Below are 18,648 nucleotides of genomic sequence, written 5' to 3' on the forward strand. Positions count from 1 at the left end.
CGGGCCTTTTCATTACCGAAAGAAAATCAGTGCTTGCTGTCCTGAGCGGACATTGCCATCAGTTGCTTTTCCTGATTCCAGTCGAACGGTTCGTCGTTTTGTTCGGCTTCGTAGCGGCGTTCTTCCAGGGCCTGATACAGGTCGATTTCTTCATCGGCCAGGTAGTGCAGGCAGTCGCCACCGAAGAACCACAGCAGATCCCGTGGGATCAGGTGGGCAATTTGCGGATAGCGAGTAATCACTTGAGTCAGGATGTCCTGGCCCAGGTATTGGCTTTCGATCGGATCGATCGGCAGTGACGCCAGCAATTCGTCGAAGCGCTCCAGGAACAGGGCGTGGCTTTCTTCGGGAACCTGATCGGCCTCACCTACGGCGACCAGAATACTGCGCAGGTGGTCGAGCAAAACAAGATGGTCGGCGACGACGTTGGACACGAGATAAGTCCTCAAGAGCAAAACGGGCGCGGGAGTATAAAGCCCCTGCGCCCGTTTTTCACAAATAAACGGCTACACGTTGAAGGATTAGCGGACTTTGCCGTCGGCCAGCACCAACTGCTCTTTGTCGAAATCATCGACATCGATCACCTTGCGCCGTGCCGCTTCGGCTTCGTGCAGGCTCTGCGCTTGCGCTGCCTGGAGAACCCCAGCCTCAAGCGCTGCATCGATCGCGTTTTCGCCGGCGACCGGTTTGACCTGACCGCTTTTCAACGAAGTGTGCAGTTTTTTCTGCAGCGGTTGCACAGCACTCAGCAGGTCGCTGGCGTGTTGCAGTGCGCCGACGGCATCCTCTGCCGATTGCGGGCGATAGCAGCCGGCAAGCAACTCTTCCAGCGCCGGATCGCCTTTGGTTCGACCAATAATGCTCGCCACTTCGGCACCGAGTTTGTCCGATGGGCCTTTGTGGCGCCGGCCGAACGGAAACACGATGACCCGCAAAATGCAGCCAAATATCTTGTTCGGGAAATTGCTCAGCAGCTCATCGAGAGCACGCTCCGACTGGAAAAGGCTTTCTTCCATGGCCCAGCGCAACAGCGGTTCCATATACCCTGGCGAATCCAGATCGTGAAAACGCTTGAGCGCAGCGGACCCCAGATACAGGTTGCTCAGCACATCGCCAAGACGTGCCGAGAGACGCTCGCGGCGTTTCAGTTCGCCCCCCAGCAGCATCATGCTGAAGTCGGCGAGCATGGCAAAGGCTGCCGCCTGACGATTGAGCGCGCGGAAGTAACCCTGACTGATCTTGTCGCCCGGCGCAGGTTCGAAGTGGCCCAAACCCAGGTTCAACACCAGGGTGCTGGCGGCATTGCTCACGGCGAAACCGATATGCTTGAGCAGCAGGCCGTCGAATTCTTTCAGTGCCTGATCCTTGTCCTCGCGGCCGGCGAGGGCCATTTCCTTGAGCACGAACGGATGGCAACGAATCGCACCCTGACCGAAGATCATCAGGTTACGCGAGAGAATGTTCGCGCCTTCCACGGTGATGAAGATCGGCGCGCCGTTCCAGCTACGTCCGAGGTAGTTGTTCGGGCCCATGATGATCGCCTTGCCGCCGTGTACGTCCATGGCGTGGCTGATGCATTCACGGCCGCGTTCGGTCAGGTGGTACTTGAGGATCGCCGACAGGACTGACGGTTTTTCGCCCAGATCGACCGCGTTGGCGGTCAGCATTCGCGCAGCGTCCATCATCCACGCGTTACCGCCGATGCGCGCCATGGCTTCCTGTATGCCTTCGAAGGCCGACAGGGGCACATTGAACTGTTCACGAATCTGCGCGTATTGCCCGGTCACCAGGCTGGTGAACTTGGCTGCACCGGTACCGACTGCCGGCAGCGAGATCGAACGGCCGACCGACAGGCAGTTCATCAGCATCATCCAGCCTTTGCCGAGCATCTCCTGGCCGCCGATCAGGAAGTCCAGCGGGATGAACACGTCTTTGCCCGAGTTCGGGCCGTTCATGAACGCAGCGCCCAGTGGCAGGTGACGGCGACCAATCTCCACGCCTGCGGTATCGGTTGGAATCAGCGCAAGGCTGATGCCCAGGTCTTCCTTGTTCCCCAGCAGGTGATCCGGGTCATACGCTTTGAACGCGAGGCCGAGCAACGTGGCGACCGGACCCAGTGTGATGTAGCGCTTTTCCCAGTTAAGGCGCAGGCCGAGGACTTCCTGACCCTCCCATTGGCCTTTGCAGATGATCCCGGTGTCCGGCATCGCGCCTGCGTCGGAACCGGCGAGCGGGCCGGTGAGGGCGAAGCACGGGATGTCGTCGCCACGGGCCAGCCGTGGCAGGTAGTGATTGCGTTGTTCGTCGGTGCCGTAATGCAGCAGCAGTTCTGCCGGGCCGAGGGAGTTGGGCACCATCACGGTGGAGGCGAGATCGCCGCTGCGGGTCGCAAGTTTCATCGCTACTTGCGAGTGGGCATAGGCGGAAAAGCCCTTGCCGCCGAATTCCTTGGGAATGATCAGGGCGAAAAAGCCGTGTTCCTTGATATGCGCCCAGGCTTCGGGCGGCAGATCCATCGACTGGCCGATTTGCCAGTCAGTGACCATCGCGCAGAGCTCTTCGGTCGGACCATCGATAAAGGCCTGTTCTTCTTCGCTCAGTTGCGCCTTGGGATAGGACAGCAGTTTTTCCCAGTCCGGACGACCGCTGAACAGCTCGCCATCCCACCAGACGGTGCCGGCATCGATCGCGTCGCGTTCGGTCTGCGACATCGGCGGCAGGGTTTTCTGGAACCAGTTGAACAGCGGCGCACTGAAATATTGGCGGCGCAGGTCAGGCAGCACCAATGGCGCGGCCACCATCGCCAGTACGATCCAGAGCACCAGCAACAGCCAGCCCGGTGCGTGGCTGAAAATCCCCATCGCCAGCAGGTAGACGGCAACGATGCCCAATGCGGGCAGCGGGGAAATTCGCCGGTGGGCGAGATACGCCACGCCAACGACCAAAACCAGTATCCACAACAACAGCATATTCAGTCCTCCGTGAACCAAGGCAAATCGACCCTTCAGAGCTTAGACGGCATCTGTAAAACCGGGTGGTCAGACCGTGGTGATTGAAATCGTGGGAAACCTATGACGGTTTTCGTAGGTTCGGTGGGCAACACGCGTGGGAAATCGTTCGTTCATTGCGCAACTTTGCGTGCATGTTTGGCCGAAACGTCGTTATCTCTGTGCTTGAGCGGTCGCTAGACTCGGGGCTCACCCAGGAGATTGCCGTCATGCACGAGTATCTGAGTCCCGGCCGCTTCATCGATAGTGACCACCCGGCGGTGGTGGAGTTCGCCGAACAGCACCGTGGCGCCAGCGGTGATCCGCTCAAGCAGGCGATCAATCTCTACTACGCCGTGCGCGAGGCGGTGCGCTACAACCCTTACACCTTCAGTCGGGATCCGCAGACGTTGCGCGGCAGTTACGCTTTGGCAACGGGAGAGAGCTATTGCGTGCCGAAAGCCACGCTGCTGGCCGCTTGCGCGCGACATTGCGCGATTGCGGCACGCATCGGTCTGGCGGATGTGCGCAATCATCTGTCGACCCCGCGTTTGCTTGAACTGCTCAAGAGCGATGTGTTCGCCATGCACGGTTACACCGAGCTGTTTCTTGGTGATCGCTGGGTCAAGGCTACGCCTGCGTTTAACCAGAAACTCTGCGAACTGTTCAACGTCGCGCCACTGGATTTTGACGGTATCAACGACAGTGTTTTCCACCCGTACAACCGGGACGGTGCGCAGTTGATGGAGTACCTGGTCGATCACGGCCAGTTCGCCGATGTGCCGCAAACCTTCTTCTTTGAGCATCTGGAAAAATGTTATCCGCACCTGTTCGGCGATCAACAGCCGCCACTATTGGGCGACATGCAGAGTAATGTCAGCCGCCTCTGATCCGGCGTATGCTGCCTGCCCACGCATTTGCAAAGAGGCGGTCATGCTGAAGATCTGGGGACGGAAAAACTCATCGAATGTCAGGAAGCCATTGTGGGCCGCCGAAGAACTCGGCCTGGCTTACGAGGCGATCGATGCGGGTGGCGCGTTCGGTGTGGTCGACACGCCGCAGTACCGGGCGATGAATCCGAATGGCCGGGTGCCGGTGATCGAAGACGACGGTTTTGTGCTGTGGGAGTCCAACGCCATCGTCCGCTATCTGCTGGCCAAACATGCGCCTGACAGTGCCTGGTACCCGGCAGACCCACAAGCCCGGGCTATCGCTGACAAGTGGATGGACTGGACCACTTCGAGTTTTGCCGGTCCCTTCCGCACCGTGTTCTGGGGCGTTTTGCGGACACCGGCCGACCAGCAGGATTGGGCGGCTATCGACGCGGCGATCACGCAATGTAACGAGCTTTTGAGCATGGCCGACGCTGCTTTGGCCTGCCAGCCTTACCTCGGCGGAACAGAAATCGGCATGGGCGATATTCCGCTCGGCAGTTTCATTTATGCCTGGTTCGAGATGCCCATCGAGCGGGCTCCGCAACCGCATCTGCAAGCCTGGTACGAGCGGCTCAAACATCGTGCGGCCTACAAAAAAGCCGTCATGACCGCGTTGACTTGATAATTACTATCGACACACTTGACTGTACTTGTGCGGCGGGGGCAAGCACCATTGCGCTCTTGCGCTGCGGTTGTATCCCTCGCCGCTTGCCCTTATTTCTCTCTTTCCTCCCTTCACCATGGTGCGTAAATCAGATATGAGTTCCGCTCTGTCCATCCGGCAGCTAACCAAAACCTACGGCAACGGGTTCCAGGCCTTGAGTGGTATCGATCTGGACGTCGCCGAAGGTGATTTTTTCGCCTTGCTCGGCCCCAACGGCGCCGGCAAATCCACGACCATCGGCATTCTTTCCACCCTGGTGAACAAGACCAGCGGCACGGTGAATATCTTTGGCAATGACCTGGACAAGAGCCCGGCCGCGCTTAAGCGCTCGATCGGCGTAGTGCCCCAGGAATTCAACTTCAACCAGTTCGAAAAGACGTTCGACATCGTCGTGACCCAGGCCGGTTACTACGGCATTGCGGCGAAAATCGCCAAGGAACGTGCCGAGCAGTACCTGACCCAGCTCGGCCTGTGGGACAAGCGCGATGTGCCTTCGCGTTCGCTGTCGGGCGGCATGAAGCGCCGCTTGATGATTGCTCGGGCGCTGGTGCATGAGCCGCGCCTGTTGATCCTCGACGAACCGACGGCCGGCGTCGACATTGAACTGCGTCGTTCGATGTGGACGTTCCTCACCGAACTTAACCAGAAAGGCATCACCATCATCCTCACCACGCATTATCTGGAAGAGGCTGAGCAGTTGTGCCGCAACATCGGCATCATCGACCACGGCACGATTGTCGAGAACACCAGCATGCGTCAGTTGCTCGGCCAACTGCATGTGGAAACCTTCCTGCTCGACCTCAAGGGCAATTTGAGCGTCGCGCCGCAACTGGTCGGCTATCCGTCCCGTTTGGTGGATGCACACACGCTGGAGGTGCAGGTCGACAAATCCATGGGCATCACCGCGTTGTTCGGCCAACTGGCTCTGCAGAACATCGAAGTGTTGAGCCTGCGCAACAAAACCAATCGCCTTGAGGAGCTGTTCGTGTCCCTGGTGGAGAAAAATCTGTCGAAGGTGGCGGTATGAGTTCCGAATTCCGTCCCAACCTCGTCGCGCTCCAAACCATTGTTTACCGCGAGGTCAAACGCTTCACCCGGATCTGGCCGCAAACCCTGCTGCCGCCGGCGATCACCATGGTTCTGTACTTCGTGATCTTCGGTAACCTGATCGGTCGGCAGATCGGCGACATGGGTGGCTTCACTTATATGGAGTACATCGTGCCGGGGCTGATCATGATGTCGGTGATCACCAACTCCTACGGCAACGTGGTGTCGAGCTTCTTCGGTAGCAAGTTCCAGCGTTCCATCGAAGAGTTGATGGTCTCGCCGGTCTCGCCGCACACAATCCTGATCGGCTATACCTGTGGTGGCGTGCTGCGCGGGTTGATGGTGGGTGTGATCGTCACCCTCCTGTCGCTGTTCTTTACCCACTTGCAGGTGCATCACCTGGGCGTGACCCTTCTGGTGGTGGTGCTGACGGCGACGATTTTCTCGTTACTGGGCTTTATCAACGCCGTGTTTGCGCGCAATTTCGATGATATTTCGATCATCCCGACCTTCGTGCTGACACCGCTGACGTATCTGGGCGGCGTGTTCTACTCGATCACTTTGCTGCCGCCGTTCTGGCAGACGGTGTCGCTGGCCAATCCGGTGCTGCACATGGTCAACGCCTTCCGCTACGGCATCCTCGGTGTTTCGGATATCCGCATCGGTATTGCGATCACCTTCATGCTGGTGGCGACGGTGGTGTTGTATTTCGGTTGCGCGCGTTTACTGGTGAGCGGGCGCGGGATGCGGACCTGACGCTATGCCCAGTCGCATGCTTGGCTAGTCCGGGCACCACAAAAAACGGCCTCCATTGCGCAGGCCGTTTTGCATTCAAGGCGTTCGGTTTTTCTTGCGCCGCGCCCATTGCCGTGCGACCCACCAGCGCCAATACATCATGACCACGAAGTAGGCGAGGGCGCCCAGCACCAATCCGGACAGCACCGAACCGAGCAAAAACGGTTGCCATAATGTCGACAGCTCACCGCTTATCCATTCCCAGGTCAGTTGATCGGGCAAATGCCGTATCGGCACGTCCATCAGCCACGCACCCACCTTATAAGTGCAAAAAAACACCGCTGGCATGGTGATCGGATTGGTCAGCCAGACCAGGCTCACAGCAATTGGCAGGTTGCCGCGCACCTTGATTGCCAGCGCTGCGGCCACCAGCATCTGCAACGGGATCGGTAGGAATGCGGTAAACAGACCCACTGCCATTGCTCGAGCGACCGAGTGGCGATTGAGGTGCCAGAGGTTCGGGTCATGCAGCAACTTGCCGAGAAATCGTAAGGATTTGTGTTCCCTGATCCTCGTTGGGTCGGGCATGTAGCGTTTGAATAAGCGCCGGGGCATAAGGCTTCTCGGTCGATTAAGGCGGCAAGTATGTCTGGATTCTACGAACCGCCCATTCAGACTTTGTGACAATTGTTGACGACGGTCGTGCCCAAGACCCGCTATGCCTAAGTGCGCGACTCTCAAGGACGGGCTTATGCGCACAGGGATGATGGCGTTGGCAGTCGGTCTGCTGGCCCCGATAGTTTTGCCGGCTTTGCCGCCGGTCGGGTTGGCCGTGGTGCTGGCGGTGGTGGGTTTGATGTTGCTGCCGTTTCGCAGCTATCCATTGGCATTCTTATTGTTTGGTTTCACTTGGGCCTGCGTCGGCGCGCAATGGGCGCTGGATGAGCGACTTTCAACCCGTCTGGACGGCGAAACCCGCTGGCTTGAGGGGCGGGTGGTTGGTCTGCCGCACAATGGCGACGGTGTGGTGCGTTTCGAATTGGCTGATGCGCGCTCGCGTCACGAGAAACTGCCGTCACTGATGCGTCTGGCCTGGTACGCCGGGCCACCAGTCAACAGTGGCGAGCGCTGGCGCCTGGCGGTCAAGCTCAAACGCCCGGCCGGTTTGCTCAATCCGGATGCCTTCGATTACGAAGCCTGGCTGCTGGCGCAACGCATCGGTGCGACCGGTACGATCAAGGATGGCCGGCGTTTGGCCGAGGCGCGGTGGGCGTGGCGCGACAGCATTCGTCAGCGCTTGCTCGCGGTGGACGCTCAGGGTCGGGCCGGCGCATTGGCCGCGCTGGTGCTGGGCGATGGCTCTGGGCTCAGCCGCGACGATTGGCAGATTCTGCAGGACACCGGCACCGTCCATTTACTGGTGATTTCCGGCCAGCACATCGCAATGCTGGCGGCGGTGATGTACCTGGTGGTTGCCGGGTTGGCCCGTTATGGGCTGTGGCCGCTGCGTTGGCCGTGGCTGCCATGGGCCTGTGCGCTGGCGTTCGCCGCGGCGCTTGGTTACGGGCTGCTCGCCGGGTTCGACGTGCCGGTGCGCCGGGCCTGCGTAATGGTCGGGCTGGTGCTGTTGTGGCGCCTGCGCTTTCGCCATCTCGGCGCGTGGTGGCCGCTGTTGCTGGCGTTCAACGCCGTGCTGTTGCTTGATCCGCTGGCCGGTTTGGGCCCCGGTTTCTGGTTGTCGTTCGCGGCGGTGGCGGTGCTGATCCTTACCTTTGGCGGTCGTCTCGGAGGCTGGCGTTGGTGGCAAACCTGGACGCGGGCGCAGTGGCTGATTGCAATCGGTTTGTGTCCAGTGCTGATGGTGCTGAGCTTGCCGATCAGCCTGAGTGGGCCGTTGGCGAATTTGCTGGCGGTGCCTTGGATCAGTCTGGTGGTGTTGCCGCCGGCATTGCTCGGCACTTTATTGTTACCCGTGCCGTATGTCGGCGAAGGCCTGTTATGGGCGGCCGGCGGTTTGATCGACGGGTTGTTTCGAGCCTTGGCGTTGATTGCCGGGCAATGGCCTGCGTGGATTGCACCGTCGATTCCCGCGTGGGCGTTAGCCATGGGCAGTCTAGGCGCCTTGCTGTTACTGCTGCCGCGCGGTGTACCGATGCGTCCTCTGGGCTGGCCGTTACTGCTGGTTCTGGTCGTGCCGCCACGCGAGCGATTGGACGAAGGCTTGGCCGACATCTGGCAGCTCGACGTCGGCCAGGGGCTGGCGATTCTGGTCCGCACCCGGCATCACACCTTGCTCTACGACGCCGGGCCGCGTTTCGGTGATTTGGACCTCGGCGAACGCGTTGTGCTGCCCGCCTTGCGCAAATGGAGGGTCGAGAAGCTCGACTTGATGCTGCTCAGCCACGCCGATGCCGATCATGCCGGTGGTGCTCTGGCAGTGGCGCGCCACTTGAAGGTGGATCGAGTCATCAGCGGCGATCCGCCCGGGCTGCCAGCCGAACTGAACGCCGAAGCTTGTGAAAGTGGCCGCCGATGGCAGTGGGATGGCGTCGGTTTTCACCTGTGGCAATGGGCGGATGCCCGCGACAGCAACCAGCGCTCCTGCGTATTACAGGTCGAGGCCAACGGCGAGCGCCTGCTGTTAACCGGCGATATCGACACCCATGCCGAACGTGTCCTGCTCGACAGCCCGCTGGCAGTCCCGACGCAATGGTTGCAAGCGCCGCACCACGGCAGCCGCAGTTCTTCATCGATGGCCTTGCTGAAAGTGTTGAAGCCCGGCGCCGTGCTGATTTCCCGAGGTCACGGGAATTCGTTTGGCCACCCCCACCCGACGGTGCTGGCACGCTATCGCAAACAGGGGCTGCGCATTTATGACAGTGCTGAACAGGGCGCCATTCATCTGCAATTGGGCCGCTTCAGGCCTCCCTGGACAATGCGCCAACAGCGGCGTTTCTGGCGTGATCCACCGTCATTGACCCATTGATCGGGGCGTGGACGAAGGCGACGTCACGGTCGTCGGGGCGGCGGGTCTTAATCATGAACCGGTATGGTAAAGTGGCGCACTTTTTCGAGGGGGCTGTCACTGTGTGGGAATTGGTCAAATCCGGCGGCTGGATGATGTTGCCGATCATTCTGAGTTCCATCGCGGCCATGGCGATTGTCGCCGAGCGCCTGTGGACCCTGCGCGCCAGTCGCGTCACTCCCGAGCATCTGCTGGGTCAGGTCTGGGTCTGGATCAAGGACAAGCAGCTCAATAAAGAAAAACTCAAGGAATTGCGCGCCAATTCGCCGCTGGGGGAAATCCTCGCCGCAGGCCTTGCCAACTCCAAACATGGTCGCGAGATCATGAAAGAGTGCATCGAAGAGGCCGCTGCCCGGGTCATTCACGAGCTTGAACGCTACATAAATGCACTGGGCACCATCGCCGCCATGGCGCCCTTGTTGGGCCTGCTCGGCACCGTACTGGGCATGATCGATATTTTCAGCGCGTTCACCGGTTCCGGCATGGGCACCAACGCCTCGGTGTTGGCTGGCGGTATTTCCAAAGCGCTGATCACCACCGCAGCGGGCCTGATGGTCGGTATTCCGGCGGTTTTCTTCCACCGTTTCCTGCAGCGCCGCATCGATGAACTGGTGGTGGGCATGGAGCAGGAGGCGATCAAACTGGTTGAAGTGGTGCAGGGCGACCGTGACGTCGATCTGGCTGAGGGCAAAGCGTGAAATTCCGTCGCAAACCCCGGGAAACCGTGGACATCAACCTCGCGTCGCTGATTGACGTGGTGTTTATCCTGCTGCTGTTTTTCGTCGTGACCACCACCTTTACCCGTGAAACCCAGTTGCGCGTCGATTTGCCGGAAGCGGTCAGCGGCTCGCCCGCCGAAGATCAGCAGGTCAAACAGATCGACGTCGCCATCAGCGCCGAGGGCGTGTTTTCGGTGAACAACAAGATTCTGCCGAAAAACGATCTGGCCACCCTGATGGAAGCCATGCAGAAAGAATCCAACGGCGACACCAGCCTGCCGTTGTCGATCAGTGCCGATGGCAAAACTCAACACCAATCGGTGATCACTGCCATGGACGCGGCCGGCAAGCTCGGTTTCAGCCATCTGCGCATGACCACGGTCGAGGCGGCGCCCAAATCCTGATGAGCCTGTCTGATCGCTTGCTCGCCGCGTGGTATCAGGGGCACCCGGCCCTGACGCTGCTGCGGCCGCTGGAAATGTTGTACCGCCGCGTGGTGGTCAACAAACGCCAGCGTTTTCTTGATGGCGAAGGTGAAATCTACCAGCCACCAGTGCCGCTGATCGTGGTTGGCAACATCACCGTCGGGGGCACGGGCAAGACACCGATGATTCTCTGGCTGATCGAGCACTGCCGGCGCAGCGGTTTGCGTGTGGGCGTGGTCAGCCGTGGCTACGGCGCCAAGCCTGCGCAACTGCCATGGCGAGTCGAGGCTGATCAAAGCGCCGATATCGCGGGCGATGAACCGCTGCTGATCGTTCAGCGCACCGGCGTGCCGCTGATGATCGACCCCGATCGCAGCGCCGCCGTCAAAGCCTTGCTCGAAAGCGAACCGCTGGATCTGATTCTGTCCGACGACGGCATGCAGCATTACCGTTTGGCCAGGGATCTGGAGTTGGTGCTGATCGATGCCGCCCGAGGCCTGGGCAATAAGCGCTGCCTGCCTGCCGGGCCATTGCGCGAGCCGATTGAACGTCTGCAAAGCGTCGATGGTGTGCTGTTCAACGGTGCGCTCGATGATCGCGACGACGGTTTCGCCTTCCGTCTGCAACCCACCGCACTGGTCAATCTGCGCAGCGGCAAACGTATGCCGCTCGATCATTTTCCGGCCGGTCAGGCTGTGCACGCGGTCGCCGGGATCGGCAATCCGCAACGTTTCTTCAATACCCTCGAAGCGCTAGACTGGCGAGCAGTCCCCCATGCGTTTGCCGACCACGCCGAATACAGCGTGCAGGCCTTGAATTTCACACCGTCATTGCCATTGGTGATGACCGAAAAGGACGCGGTGAAGTGCCGTGCCTTCGCTGCTGCCGACTGGTGGTACCTGGCGGTCGATGCGGTGCCGTCGCCGGCTTTTGTGGCCTGGTTCGACACACAACTGATGCGCCTGTTGCCGGATCGTCTTTTGCCTTAACTCTTTTATTCAGGGAATGTTCATGGACACCAAATTGCTCGACATCCTCGCGTGCCCTATCTGCAAAGGCCCGCTCAAGCTCAGCGCCGACAAAACCGAACTGATCAGCAAGGGTGCAGGTCTTGCCTATCCCATCCGTGATGGCATCCCGGTGATGCTCGAAACCGAAGCCCGCACCTTGACCACCGACGAGCGTCTGGATAAATGACCACAGCCTTCACCGTTGTCATCCCGTCGCGATACGCCTCCACTCGGTTGCCGGGCAAACCGTTGCTGTTGATTGCCGGCAAACCGATGATCCAGCACGTCTGGGAGCAGGCGAGCAAAAGCAGCGCCACCCGCGTGGTGGTCGCAACGGACGATGCGCGCATCGTTGAGGCGTGCAAGGGGTTTGGCGCCGAAGTGGTTTTGACCCGTGAAGATCACAACTCCGGCACCGATCGTCTGGCTGAGGTCGCGGCGAAACTGGGGCTTGAACCCGACGCGATCGTGGTCAACGTGCAAGGCGATGAGCCGCTGATCCCTGCGAGTGTGATTGATCAGGTCGCCGCCAATCTCGCCGCCCACACCGAGGCGCGCATGGCCACGTTGGCCGAGCCGATCGAAGACGTGGAAACCCTGTTCAACCCGAACGTAGTCAAGGTCGTCAGCGACCTCAACGGCCTGGCGCTGACGTTCAGCCGTGCCACCTTGCCGTGGGCCCGCGATGCCTTCGCCAAGAGCCGCGAGCAACTGCCCGAAGGCGTGCCCTACCGTCGCCACATCGGCATTTATGCCTACCGTGCCGGTTTCTTGCAGGACTTCGTGAGTTGGGGCCCGTGCTGGCTGGAGAACACCGAATCCCTCGAGCAACTGCGTGCCTTGTGGCATGGCGTGCGTATTCATGTGGCTGACGCTCTGATCGCGCCGCCGACCGGTGTCGACACCGCCGAAGACCTCGAGCGCGTCCGTCGCCTGCTGGAGGCCTGATGCGCGTTCTGTTTGTGTGCCTGGGCAACATTTGCCGGTCACCCACTGCCGAAGGCGTGCTGCGCCGCAAACTGCGTGAGGCCGGGTTGGCGGATCAGGTTGAAGTGGCTTCTGCCGGTACTGGTGACTGGCACGTCGGCAACCCACCGGACAAGCGCAGCCAGGCCGCGGCCAAAGTGCGTGGCTATGACCTGTCGGCGCAACGCGCGCAACAGGTCAGCCGTGCCGATTTCGCCCGTTACGACCTGATCCTGGCCATGGACAACAGCAACCTGCGCAACCTCAAGGCCTTGCAGCCGTCCACCGGCAAGGCCGAACTGGATCTGTTCCTGCGTCGTTATGCCGGTGTGGTCGATGACGTGCCAGATCCGTACTACGACGGCGATCAGGGCTTCGAGCAGGTGCTGGATCTGATCGAGACGGCGTGTGACCAACTGTTGATCGAAGTGAAGGGCCGGTTATGAGTTTGCAGGTGCAACCCGGGGTTTCCCTGAAACCGTTCAACAGTTTTGGCGTTGATGTGCAGGCGCAACTGTATGCCGAAGCCCACAGCGACGCCGAGGTGCGTGAGGCGCTGAGCTATGCTGCTGCTCACCAGGTGCCGTTGCTGGTGATCGGTGGCGGCAGTAACTTGCTGCTGACCGCTGACATTGCGGCGCTGGTGCTGCGCATGGCCACACGCGGTATCCGCGTGATCAGTGATGACGGCAACCGTGTGGTGATTGAAGCCGAAGCGGGCGAACCGTGGCATGCGTTTGTGCAACACACCTTGGCACAGGGTTTCTCCGGACTGGAAAACCTCAGCCTGATTCCCGGCACCGTTGGTGCAGCGCCGATGCAGAACATCGGTGCCTACGGTGTCGAGATCAAGGATGTATTTGCCGGGCTCACCGCGCTGGATCGTCAGAGCGGCGAGCTGCGCGATTTCACCCTGGAAGAATGCAACTTCGCCTACCGCGACAGCCTGTTCAAACAGGAGCCGGGGCGTTGGCTGATTCTGCGGGTGCGCTTCAGACTCGATCGCGTGGCACATCTGCACCTGGAGTACGGCCCGGTGCGTCAGCGCTTGACCGAACAGGGCATCGAACAGCCGACGCCCACCGACGTCAGCCGCGCCATTTGCAGCATACGCAGCGAAAAACTGCCGGACCCGGCAGTGCTCGGCAATGCCGGTAGCTTCTTCAAGAACCCGCTGGTGTCGGCGGCGCGGGTGGCGCAGATCAAGGCGCAGCACCCGGATCTGGTGGCGTACGCGCAGCCAGACGGGCAGATGAAGCTGGCGGCCGGTTGGCTGATCGAGCGCGCAGGCTGGAAAGGTTTTCGTGAGGGCGATGCCGGTGTGCATAAATTGCAGGCGCTGGTGCTGGTCAACTACGGGACGGCGACAGGCCTGCAATTGCTCGATCTGGCGCAACGTATCCAGAACGATATTGCCGAGCGTTTCAATGTCGAGCTTGAAATGGAGCCCAATCGTTATTGAGGCTACGCTTGCCGAACACCATCCCAAGCCCTGCACCGATTAAAAAGTGCAGGGCTTTTTTGTTAACGCTGGGTTAACTTAGTGAGCTAACGATACCAGCCATTTGCTCCATCAAAGGCCCGGTGCAGGCGTTCCCGTCGGCACAAGAGAGCCTCATTAGCCTGAGTCGATCTGCGTGAACCCTCCGTTGCTTTTTCGGCAGCAGATTGCTCGACCCCATAACCTCCATGAATATGCGGGCGTGCCCATGATTACCCTGAAACTCAATGGCCAAGACCATTCCCTTGACGTCACCGAAGACATGCCGCTGCTGTGGGCCATTCGCGACGTCGCCGGTTACAACGGCACCAAGTTCGGCTGCGGCATGGGCTTGTGTGGCGCGTGCACGATTCATATCGACGGCTTGCCGGCACGCAGTTGCATCACGCCGATCGGCTCGGTCGTCGGGCAGAACGTTACGACCATCGACAACCTGCACGCTGATCCGGTCGGGCAAGTCGTCCAGCAAGCCTGGCTCGACAGCGCCGTGGCCCAGTGTGGTTTCTGTCAGGGCGGGCAGATCATGTCGGCCACTGCATTGCTGAAAACCAACCCGAACCCGAGCGACCAACAGATCGAAGAAGCGATGGTTGGCAATATCTGCCGCTGTGGCACCTACAACCGAATCAAAACCGCGATCCGTCAGGCTTCCACTCATTTGAAGGAGGCCAAGGCATGAGTCGTCTACCCCATGATTTCGCCCTGAGCAATCTCAGCCGTCGCGGTTTTCTCAAAGGCGCCACCGCCACCGGTGCACTGGTGTTGGCAGCGAGTTGGGGTTGGCAGGATGCGTTGGCTGAGGACAAACCGAAGAAGTTCGGCGCCGACGGCATGCCCAACGGCTGGATCGACGATCCGAAGGTTTACGTCAGCATCGCCGCGGATGGCACCGTGACCGTGGTCTGCAACCGTTCCGAGATGGGCCAGGGCGTGCGTACCAGTCTGACCATGGTGGTGGCCGACGAGTTGGAGGCCGATTGGGCTCACGTCAAAGTCCAGCAGGCACCGGGCGATGAAGTGCGTTTCGGTAACCAGGACACTGACGGTTCGCGCAGCATGCGCCACTGGTATGAACCGATGCGCCGCTGCGGCGCGGCAGCCCGGACGATGCTGGAACAAGCGGCGGCCGAGCAGTGGAAAGTGCCGGTTGGCGAGTGTCATGCACAGTTGCACAAAGTGCTGCATAAACCGTCCGGCCGTGAGCTGGGCTATGGCGAACTTGCCGCTGCGGCCAGTGCGTTGGCGGTGCCGGCGCGTGACAGTCTGCGCCTCAAGCAGCCGTCCGAATTTCGCTACATCGGGAAGGAGGGCTCCAAAGCCATCGACGGTGATGACATCGTCAAGGGGCGCGCGGTGTACGGCGCCGATGTGCATTTCGATGGCATGTTGTACGCCACCATTGCCCGGCCAGCGGTGTATGGCGGCAAGGTCAAATCGCTGGATGACAGCGCCGCGCTGAAGGTCCCCGGCGTGCTTAAAGTGATGCAGATCGAAAGTCGTCCGTTGCCCTCGGAGTTCCAGCCGTTGGGCGGAGTCGCGGTGGTCGCCAGTAACACGTGGGCTGCGATCAAGGGGCGCGAGGCGCTGAAGATCGAGTGGGATGACGGCCCGAACGCCAGTTACGACTCGGTTGCCTACCGCAAGGAACTGGAAGCCGCGTCGCTGAAACCCGGCAAAGTGGTGCGCAACACTGGCGATATCGACAAAGCCATGAGCGGCGCCGCGAGCACCCTTCAAGCCTCTTATTATTTGCCACATCTGGCGCAAGCGCCGATGGAGCCAATGGTCGCGATTGCCCGCTACCAGGACGGCCACTGCGAAGCCTGGGCGCCGAGTCAGGCACCGCAGGTTACCCGTGAGCGAATCAGCGAGCGTTTAGGGCTGCCTTTCGACAACGTGACCGTTAATGTCACCTTGCTCGGCGGCGGCTTCGGTCGCAAGTCGAAACCCGACTTTGTCATCGAAGCGGCAATCCTCGCCAAGCAATTCCCCGGCAAAGCCGTGCGGGTACAGTGGACGCGCGAAGATGACGTTCACAATTCGTACTTCCACACCGTGTCCGCTGAATACCTGAAGGCTGGCGTCGACAAGGACGGCATGCCGTCCGGCTGGTTGCACCGCACCGTGGCGCCAAGCATTACCGCGCTGTTCGCGCCGGGCATGAATCATGAAGCGGCGTTCGAGTTGGGTATGGGCTTCACCAACATGGCGTATGCGATTCCCAATGTGCGTCTGGAAAACCCCGAAGCCACGGTGCATACGCGGGTTGGCTGGTATCGCTCGGTGTCGAACATTCCCCATGGTTTCGCGATCCAGAGCTTTGTCGACGAACTGGCGCACAAGGCCGGTGAGGATCCGCTCAAGTACCAGATCAAGCTGCTTGGCCCGGATCGGCAGATCGACCCGCGCACGTTGAGTGAAGAGTGGAACTACGGCGAATCCCCTGAGCGTTATCCGATCGACACCGGGCGTATGCGCACCGTGCTGGAAACCGCTGCCAAGGCGGCCGGTTGGGGGCGCAAACTGCCCAAGGGCCGTGGTCTGGGATTGGCGGTGCATTACAGCTTCGTGACTTACGTGGCAGCGGTGATTGAGGTCGAGGTCAAGGATGACGGCACGCTGATCGTGCACAAGGCTGACATCGCTGTGGATTGCGGGCCGCAGATCAACCCTGAACGCATCCGGTCGCAGTTCGAGGGCGCGTGTGTCATGGGCCTGGGGAACGCGGTGCTGGGTGAAATCAGCTTCAAGGACGGTAAGGTTCAACAAGACAACTTCCACATGTATGAAGTGGCGCGCATGTCGCTGGCGCCCAAGGACGTCGCGGTGCATCTGGTGACGCCGCCGGGTGATGTGCCATTGGGCGGCGTCGGTGAGCCAGGTGTGCCGCCTATCGCGCCGGCGTTGTGCAACGCGATTTTTGCGGCGACCGGCCAACGCATCCGGAACCTGCCGGTGCGTTATCAGTTGCAGGGCTGGCAGAAGGCGAAAGCGTGATGGACAGCGTCGACCTGAACGTCCTGCGCAGCGTGCTCGAATGGCGCCGCGCCGGGCAGCGGGTCGTGCTGTTCAGCGTGGTGCAGACCTGGGGCACCGCGCCCCGGGCTCCTGGCGCGATGTTGGCGTTGCGCGAAGATGGCGTGGTGATCGGCTCGGTGTCGGGTGGGTGTGTCGAGGATGACTTGATCGCCCGTCTGCACGACGGACGCATCGCTACCGACGGGCCGCCCGTGCAATTGATCACTTACGGCGTTACCCGTGAAGAAGCGGCGCGCTTCGGCTTGCCTTGCGGTGGCACGTTGCGTCTGACTGAAGAGCGCGTCGGCGATCCGGCGTGGGTGGCCGAATTGCTCGCACGTTGCGAAGCCCACGAGATTGTGGCGCGCGAGCTGAATATCGACACCGGTGAAGTGGTGTTGTCGCCAGCCAGCCAGTCCGATTCGCTGCTCTTCGACGGCAAAACCCTGCGTGCCATCTATGGCCCGCGTTGGCGTCTGCTGTTGATCGGTGCCGGGCAATTGTCACGTTACGTCGCGGACATGGCGCGGTTGCTGGATTTCGAGGTGTTGATCTGCGATCCGCGCACCGAGTTCGTCTATGGCTGGGAAGAGCATCACGGTCGTTTCGTCCCCGGCATGCCGGATGATGCAGTGTTGAGCATTCAGACCGACGAACGCACGGCGATTGTCGCGCTGACTCACGACCCGCGCCTGGATGATATGGCGCTGCTCACCGCGCTCGACTCGCGAGCTTTTTACGTCGGCGCGCTGGGGTCACGGGTCAACAGCCAGAAGCGTCGGGAAAATCTGGCCCAGCTAGGCTTGTCGGCACAGGCCATCAGTCGATTGCACGGTCCGATCGGGCTGCACATCGGCAGTCATTCGCCGGCGGAAATTGCTTTGTCCTTGCTGGCAGAAATCGTCGCGATCAAAAACGGCGTCGAGCTGAAACAGAAAAGGGCAGTGGAGGGCGCATGAGTCGATCCATTGCTGTGATTGTGCTGGCAGCGGGCGAGGGCCGTCGCTTTCGCGAAGTGGCGGGCGCCGACAAGGATAAGTTACTGGCTGATTGCGCCGGTCGTGATGGCGCCGTGCGTTCGGTGATCGAGCAGGTCTTGGTCAATCTGCCGGCCAGTCTCGACAAACGAATCCTTGTGACGACTGAAGCGCGGCCGCAGGCGATGCGCATGGCGCAGGCTTATGGTTGCGAGGTGCTGTCAATTGCATCGACCGGGATGGGCGACAGTATTGCAGCGGGTGTGGCGGCGTGTCCGGATGTGGATGGCTGGCTGATCGTGCTGGGGGATATGCCGTTTATCTTGCCGTCGAGTATCGAGCAGGTGGTGGCGGCGATGGCCGATGATGCGGTGAGCGTGCCGGTGCTGGATGGCGAGTTTGGGCATCCAGTCGGGTTCGGCCGTTCGTTGGGGGCGCGGTTGCAGGCGTTGTCGGGTGAGCGCGGTGCCAGGCCTTTGTTCAAGCAGGGACGGGTGGTGGAGGTGGTGGTGGAGGATCCCGGGGTGCTTTGGGACATCGATGTGCCGCAAGCCTTGGTCTTTGCTCAAGCTTGAGCTTATTGGGGGTTCTTGATAGCCCTCACCCGAAAGGCGAGGGGACTGACCAGGCAGTTTTTTC

Annotated in this window: 19 protein-coding genes; 16 read left to right on the forward strand and 3 right to left on the reverse strand. The window is 60.6% G+C overall.

Features of this window, described 5'->3' with window-relative positions; all coding sequences use genetic code 11:
* Window positions 1-26 precede the first annotated feature (26 nt).
* Window positions 27-434, reverse strand: coding sequence for a PA2817 family protein (locus AACY50_RS02415; protein ID WP_339430807.1), 408 nt, complete (start codon window positions 432-434; stop codon window positions 27-29).
* 87 nt (window positions 435-521) lie between these two features.
* On the reverse strand, window positions 522-2,969 hold the full coding sequence (locus tag AACY50_RS02420; RefSeq protein WP_339464092.1) for an acyl-CoA dehydrogenase: 2,448 nt from the start codon (window positions 2,967-2,969) through the stop codon (window positions 522-524).
* Between the two features lie 248 nt (window positions 2,970-3,217).
* Between AACY50_RS02420 and AACY50_RS02425 the strand changes: the two genes are divergently transcribed.
* From AACY50_RS02425 to AACY50_RS02440, 4 genes are all read left to right on the forward strand, one after another.
* The gene (locus AACY50_RS02425) at window positions 3,218-3,877 is read left to right on the forward strand and encodes a transglutaminase-like domain-containing protein (protein WP_339430805.1); all 660 of its coding nucleotides are present in this window, start codon (window positions 3,218-3,220) and stop codon (window positions 3,875-3,877) included.
* A gap of 43 nt (window positions 3,878-3,920) precedes the next feature.
* Window positions 3,921-4,544 carry a glutathione S-transferase family protein gene (locus AACY50_RS02430; RefSeq protein ID WP_339538099.1) on the forward strand — a complete coding sequence of 208 codons (624 nt, stop codon included), beginning with the start codon at window positions 3,921-3,923 and terminating at the stop codon, window positions 4,542-4,544.
* 136 nt (window positions 4,545-4,680) lie between these two features.
* Window positions 4,681-5,613, forward strand: coding sequence for an ABC transporter ATP-binding protein (locus AACY50_RS02435; protein ID WP_339430803.1), 933 nt, complete (start codon window positions 4,681-4,683; stop codon window positions 5,611-5,613).
* Complete coding sequence (locus AACY50_RS02440; protein ID WP_339430802.1) at window positions 5,610-6,389, forward strand: ABC transporter permease; 780 nt, start codon at window positions 5,610-5,612, stop codon at window positions 6,387-6,389. Before AACY50_RS02435 ends, AACY50_RS02440 begins: the two co-directional genes overlap by 4 nt.
* Window positions 6,390-6,464: 75 nt before the next feature.
* On the opposite strand, the gene AACY50_RS02445 is transcribed toward AACY50_RS02440, so the two are convergent.
* Window positions 6,465-6,983 carry a DUF2062 domain-containing protein gene (locus tag AACY50_RS02445; protein WP_339430801.1) on the reverse strand — a complete coding sequence of 173 codons (519 nt, stop codon included), beginning with the start codon at window positions 6,981-6,983 and terminating at the stop codon, window positions 6,465-6,467.
* Window positions 6,984-7,119: 136 nt separating this feature from the next.
* On the opposite strand from AACY50_RS02445, the gene AACY50_RS02450 reads away from it, so the two are divergent.
* The 12 genes from AACY50_RS02450 (at window position 7,120) to AACY50_RS02505 (ending at window position 18,584) form a co-directional block, all read left to right on the forward strand.
* On the forward strand, window positions 7,120-9,354 hold the full coding sequence (locus tag AACY50_RS02450) for a DNA internalization-related competence protein ComEC/Rec2 (RefSeq protein WP_339538100.1): 2,235 nt from the start codon (window positions 7,120-7,122) through the stop codon (window positions 9,352-9,354).
* Between the two features lie 101 nt (window positions 9,355-9,455).
* On the forward strand, window positions 9,456-10,091 hold the full coding sequence (locus AACY50_RS02455; protein WP_221733720.1) for a MotA/TolQ/ExbB proton channel family protein: 636 nt from the start codon (window positions 9,456-9,458) through the stop codon (window positions 10,089-10,091).
* Window positions 10,088-10,516: an ExbD/TolR family protein gene (locus AACY50_RS02460; RefSeq protein ID WP_221733712.1), complete on the forward strand. Its 429-nt coding sequence runs from the start codon at window positions 10,088-10,090 to the stop codon at window positions 10,514-10,516. Before AACY50_RS02455 ends, AACY50_RS02460 begins: the two co-directional genes overlap by 4 nt.
* Window positions 10,516-11,526, forward strand: coding sequence for a tetraacyldisaccharide 4'-kinase (gene lpxK, locus AACY50_RS02465; RefSeq protein WP_339430799.1), 1,011 nt, complete (start codon window positions 10,516-10,518; stop codon window positions 11,524-11,526). Before AACY50_RS02460 ends, lpxK begins: the two co-directional genes overlap by 1 nt.
* Window positions 11,527-11,548: 22 nt before the next feature.
* On the forward strand, window positions 11,549-11,734 hold the full coding sequence (locus AACY50_RS02470) for a Trm112 family protein (RefSeq protein ID WP_187677807.1): 186 nt from the start codon (window positions 11,549-11,551) through the stop codon (window positions 11,732-11,734).
* Complete coding sequence (gene kdsB / locus AACY50_RS02475) at window positions 11,731-12,495, forward strand: 3-deoxy-manno-octulosonate cytidylyltransferase (RefSeq protein ID WP_339538102.1); 765 nt, start codon at window positions 11,731-11,733, stop codon at window positions 12,493-12,495. Before AACY50_RS02470 ends, kdsB begins: the two co-directional genes overlap by 4 nt.
* Window positions 12,495-12,959: a low molecular weight protein-tyrosine-phosphatase gene (locus AACY50_RS02480; RefSeq protein ID WP_339430798.1), complete on the forward strand. Its 465-nt coding sequence runs from the start codon at window positions 12,495-12,497 to the stop codon at window positions 12,957-12,959. Before kdsB ends, AACY50_RS02480 begins: the two co-directional genes overlap by 1 nt.
* Complete coding sequence (gene murB / locus AACY50_RS02485; protein ID WP_339507806.1) at window positions 12,956-13,975, forward strand: UDP-N-acetylmuramate dehydrogenase; 1,020 nt, start codon at window positions 12,956-12,958, stop codon at window positions 13,973-13,975. Before AACY50_RS02480 ends, murB begins: the two co-directional genes overlap by 4 nt.
* A 247-nt stretch (window positions 13,976-14,222) precedes the next feature.
* On the forward strand, window positions 14,223-14,693 hold the full coding sequence (locus AACY50_RS02490; RefSeq protein WP_221733707.1) for a (2Fe-2S)-binding protein: 471 nt from the start codon (window positions 14,223-14,225) through the stop codon (window positions 14,691-14,693).
* Entirely contained in the window at window positions 14,690-17,011 is a 2,322-nt protein-coding gene (locus AACY50_RS02495) for a xanthine dehydrogenase family protein molybdopterin-binding subunit (protein ID WP_339430796.1), read from the forward strand. Before AACY50_RS02490 ends, AACY50_RS02495 begins: the two co-directional genes overlap by 4 nt.
* A complete protein-coding gene (locus AACY50_RS02500) occupies window positions 17,011-17,991 on the forward strand; it encodes an XdhC family protein (protein ID WP_339496043.1) in 981 nt (326 codons plus the stop codon). Before AACY50_RS02495 ends, AACY50_RS02500 begins: the two co-directional genes overlap by 1 nt.
* On the forward strand, window positions 17,988-18,584 hold the full coding sequence (locus AACY50_RS02505; RefSeq protein ID WP_339430794.1) for a nucleotidyltransferase family protein: 597 nt from the start codon (window positions 17,988-17,990) through the stop codon (window positions 18,582-18,584). The genes AACY50_RS02500 and AACY50_RS02505 overlap by 4 nt, the downstream gene beginning before the upstream one ends.
* Window positions 18,585-18,648: the final 64 nt, after the last annotated feature.

It is taken from the genome of Pseudomonas sp. RA_15y_Pfl2_54 (genome assembly GCF_963971015.1).
Taxonomy (GTDB): Bacteria; Pseudomonadota; Gammaproteobacteria; order Pseudomonadales; family Pseudomonadaceae; genus Aquipseudomonas; species Aquipseudomonas baetica_A.

Coding starts and splice junctions, on each gene's coding strand:
- AACY50_RS02435 (WP_339430803.1), top strand. CDS start 4,681: ATGAGTTCCGCTCTGTCCATCCGGCAGCTAACCAAAACCTACGGCAAC.
- AACY50_RS02445 (WP_339430801.1), bottom strand. CDS start 6,983: ATGCCCCGGCGCTTATTCAAACGCTACATGCCCGACCCAACGAGGATC.
- lpxK (WP_339430799.1), top strand. CDS start 10,516: ATGAGCCTGTCTGATCGCTTGCTCGCCGCGTGGTATCAGGGGCACCCG.
- AACY50_RS02425 (WP_339430805.1), top strand. CDS start 3,218: ATGCACGAGTATCTGAGTCCCGGCCGCTTCATCGATAGTGACCACCCG.
- AACY50_RS02490 (WP_221733707.1), top strand. CDS start 14,223: ATGATTACCCTGAAACTCAATGGCCAAGACCATTCCCTTGACGTCACC.
- AACY50_RS02505 (WP_339430794.1), top strand. CDS start 17,988: ATGAGTCGATCCATTGCTGTGATTGTGCTGGCAGCGGGCGAGGGCCGT.
- AACY50_RS02480 (WP_339430798.1), top strand. CDS start 12,495: ATGCGCGTTCTGTTTGTGTGCCTGGGCAACATTTGCCGGTCACCCACT.
- AACY50_RS02500 (WP_339496043.1), top strand. CDS start 17,011: ATGGACAGCGTCGACCTGAACGTCCTGCGCAGCGTGCTCGAATGGCGC.
- AACY50_RS02430 (WP_339538099.1), top strand. CDS start 3,921: ATGCTGAAGATCTGGGGACGGAAAAACTCATCGAATGTCAGGAAGCCA.
- murB (WP_339507806.1), top strand. CDS start 12,956: ATGAGTTTGCAGGTGCAACCCGGGGTTTCCCTGAAACCGTTCAACAGT.
- AACY50_RS02495 (WP_339430796.1), top strand. CDS start 14,690: ATGAGTCGTCTACCCCATGATTTCGCCCTGAGCAATCTCAGCCGTCGC.
- AACY50_RS02440 (WP_339430802.1), top strand. CDS start 5,610: ATGAGTTCCGAATTCCGTCCCAACCTCGTCGCGCTCCAAACCATTGTT.
- AACY50_RS02470 (WP_187677807.1), top strand. CDS start 11,549: ATGGACACCAAATTGCTCGACATCCTCGCGTGCCCTATCTGCAAAGGC.
- AACY50_RS02450 (WP_339538100.1), top strand. CDS start 7,120: ATGCGCACAGGGATGATGGCGTTGGCAGTCGGTCTGCTGGCCCCGATA.
- kdsB (WP_339538102.1), top strand. CDS start 11,731: ATGACCACAGCCTTCACCGTTGTCATCCCGTCGCGATACGCCTCCACT.
- AACY50_RS02420 (WP_339464092.1), bottom strand. CDS start 2,969: ATGCTGTTGTTGTGGATACTGGTTTTGGTCGTTGGCGTGGCGTATCTC.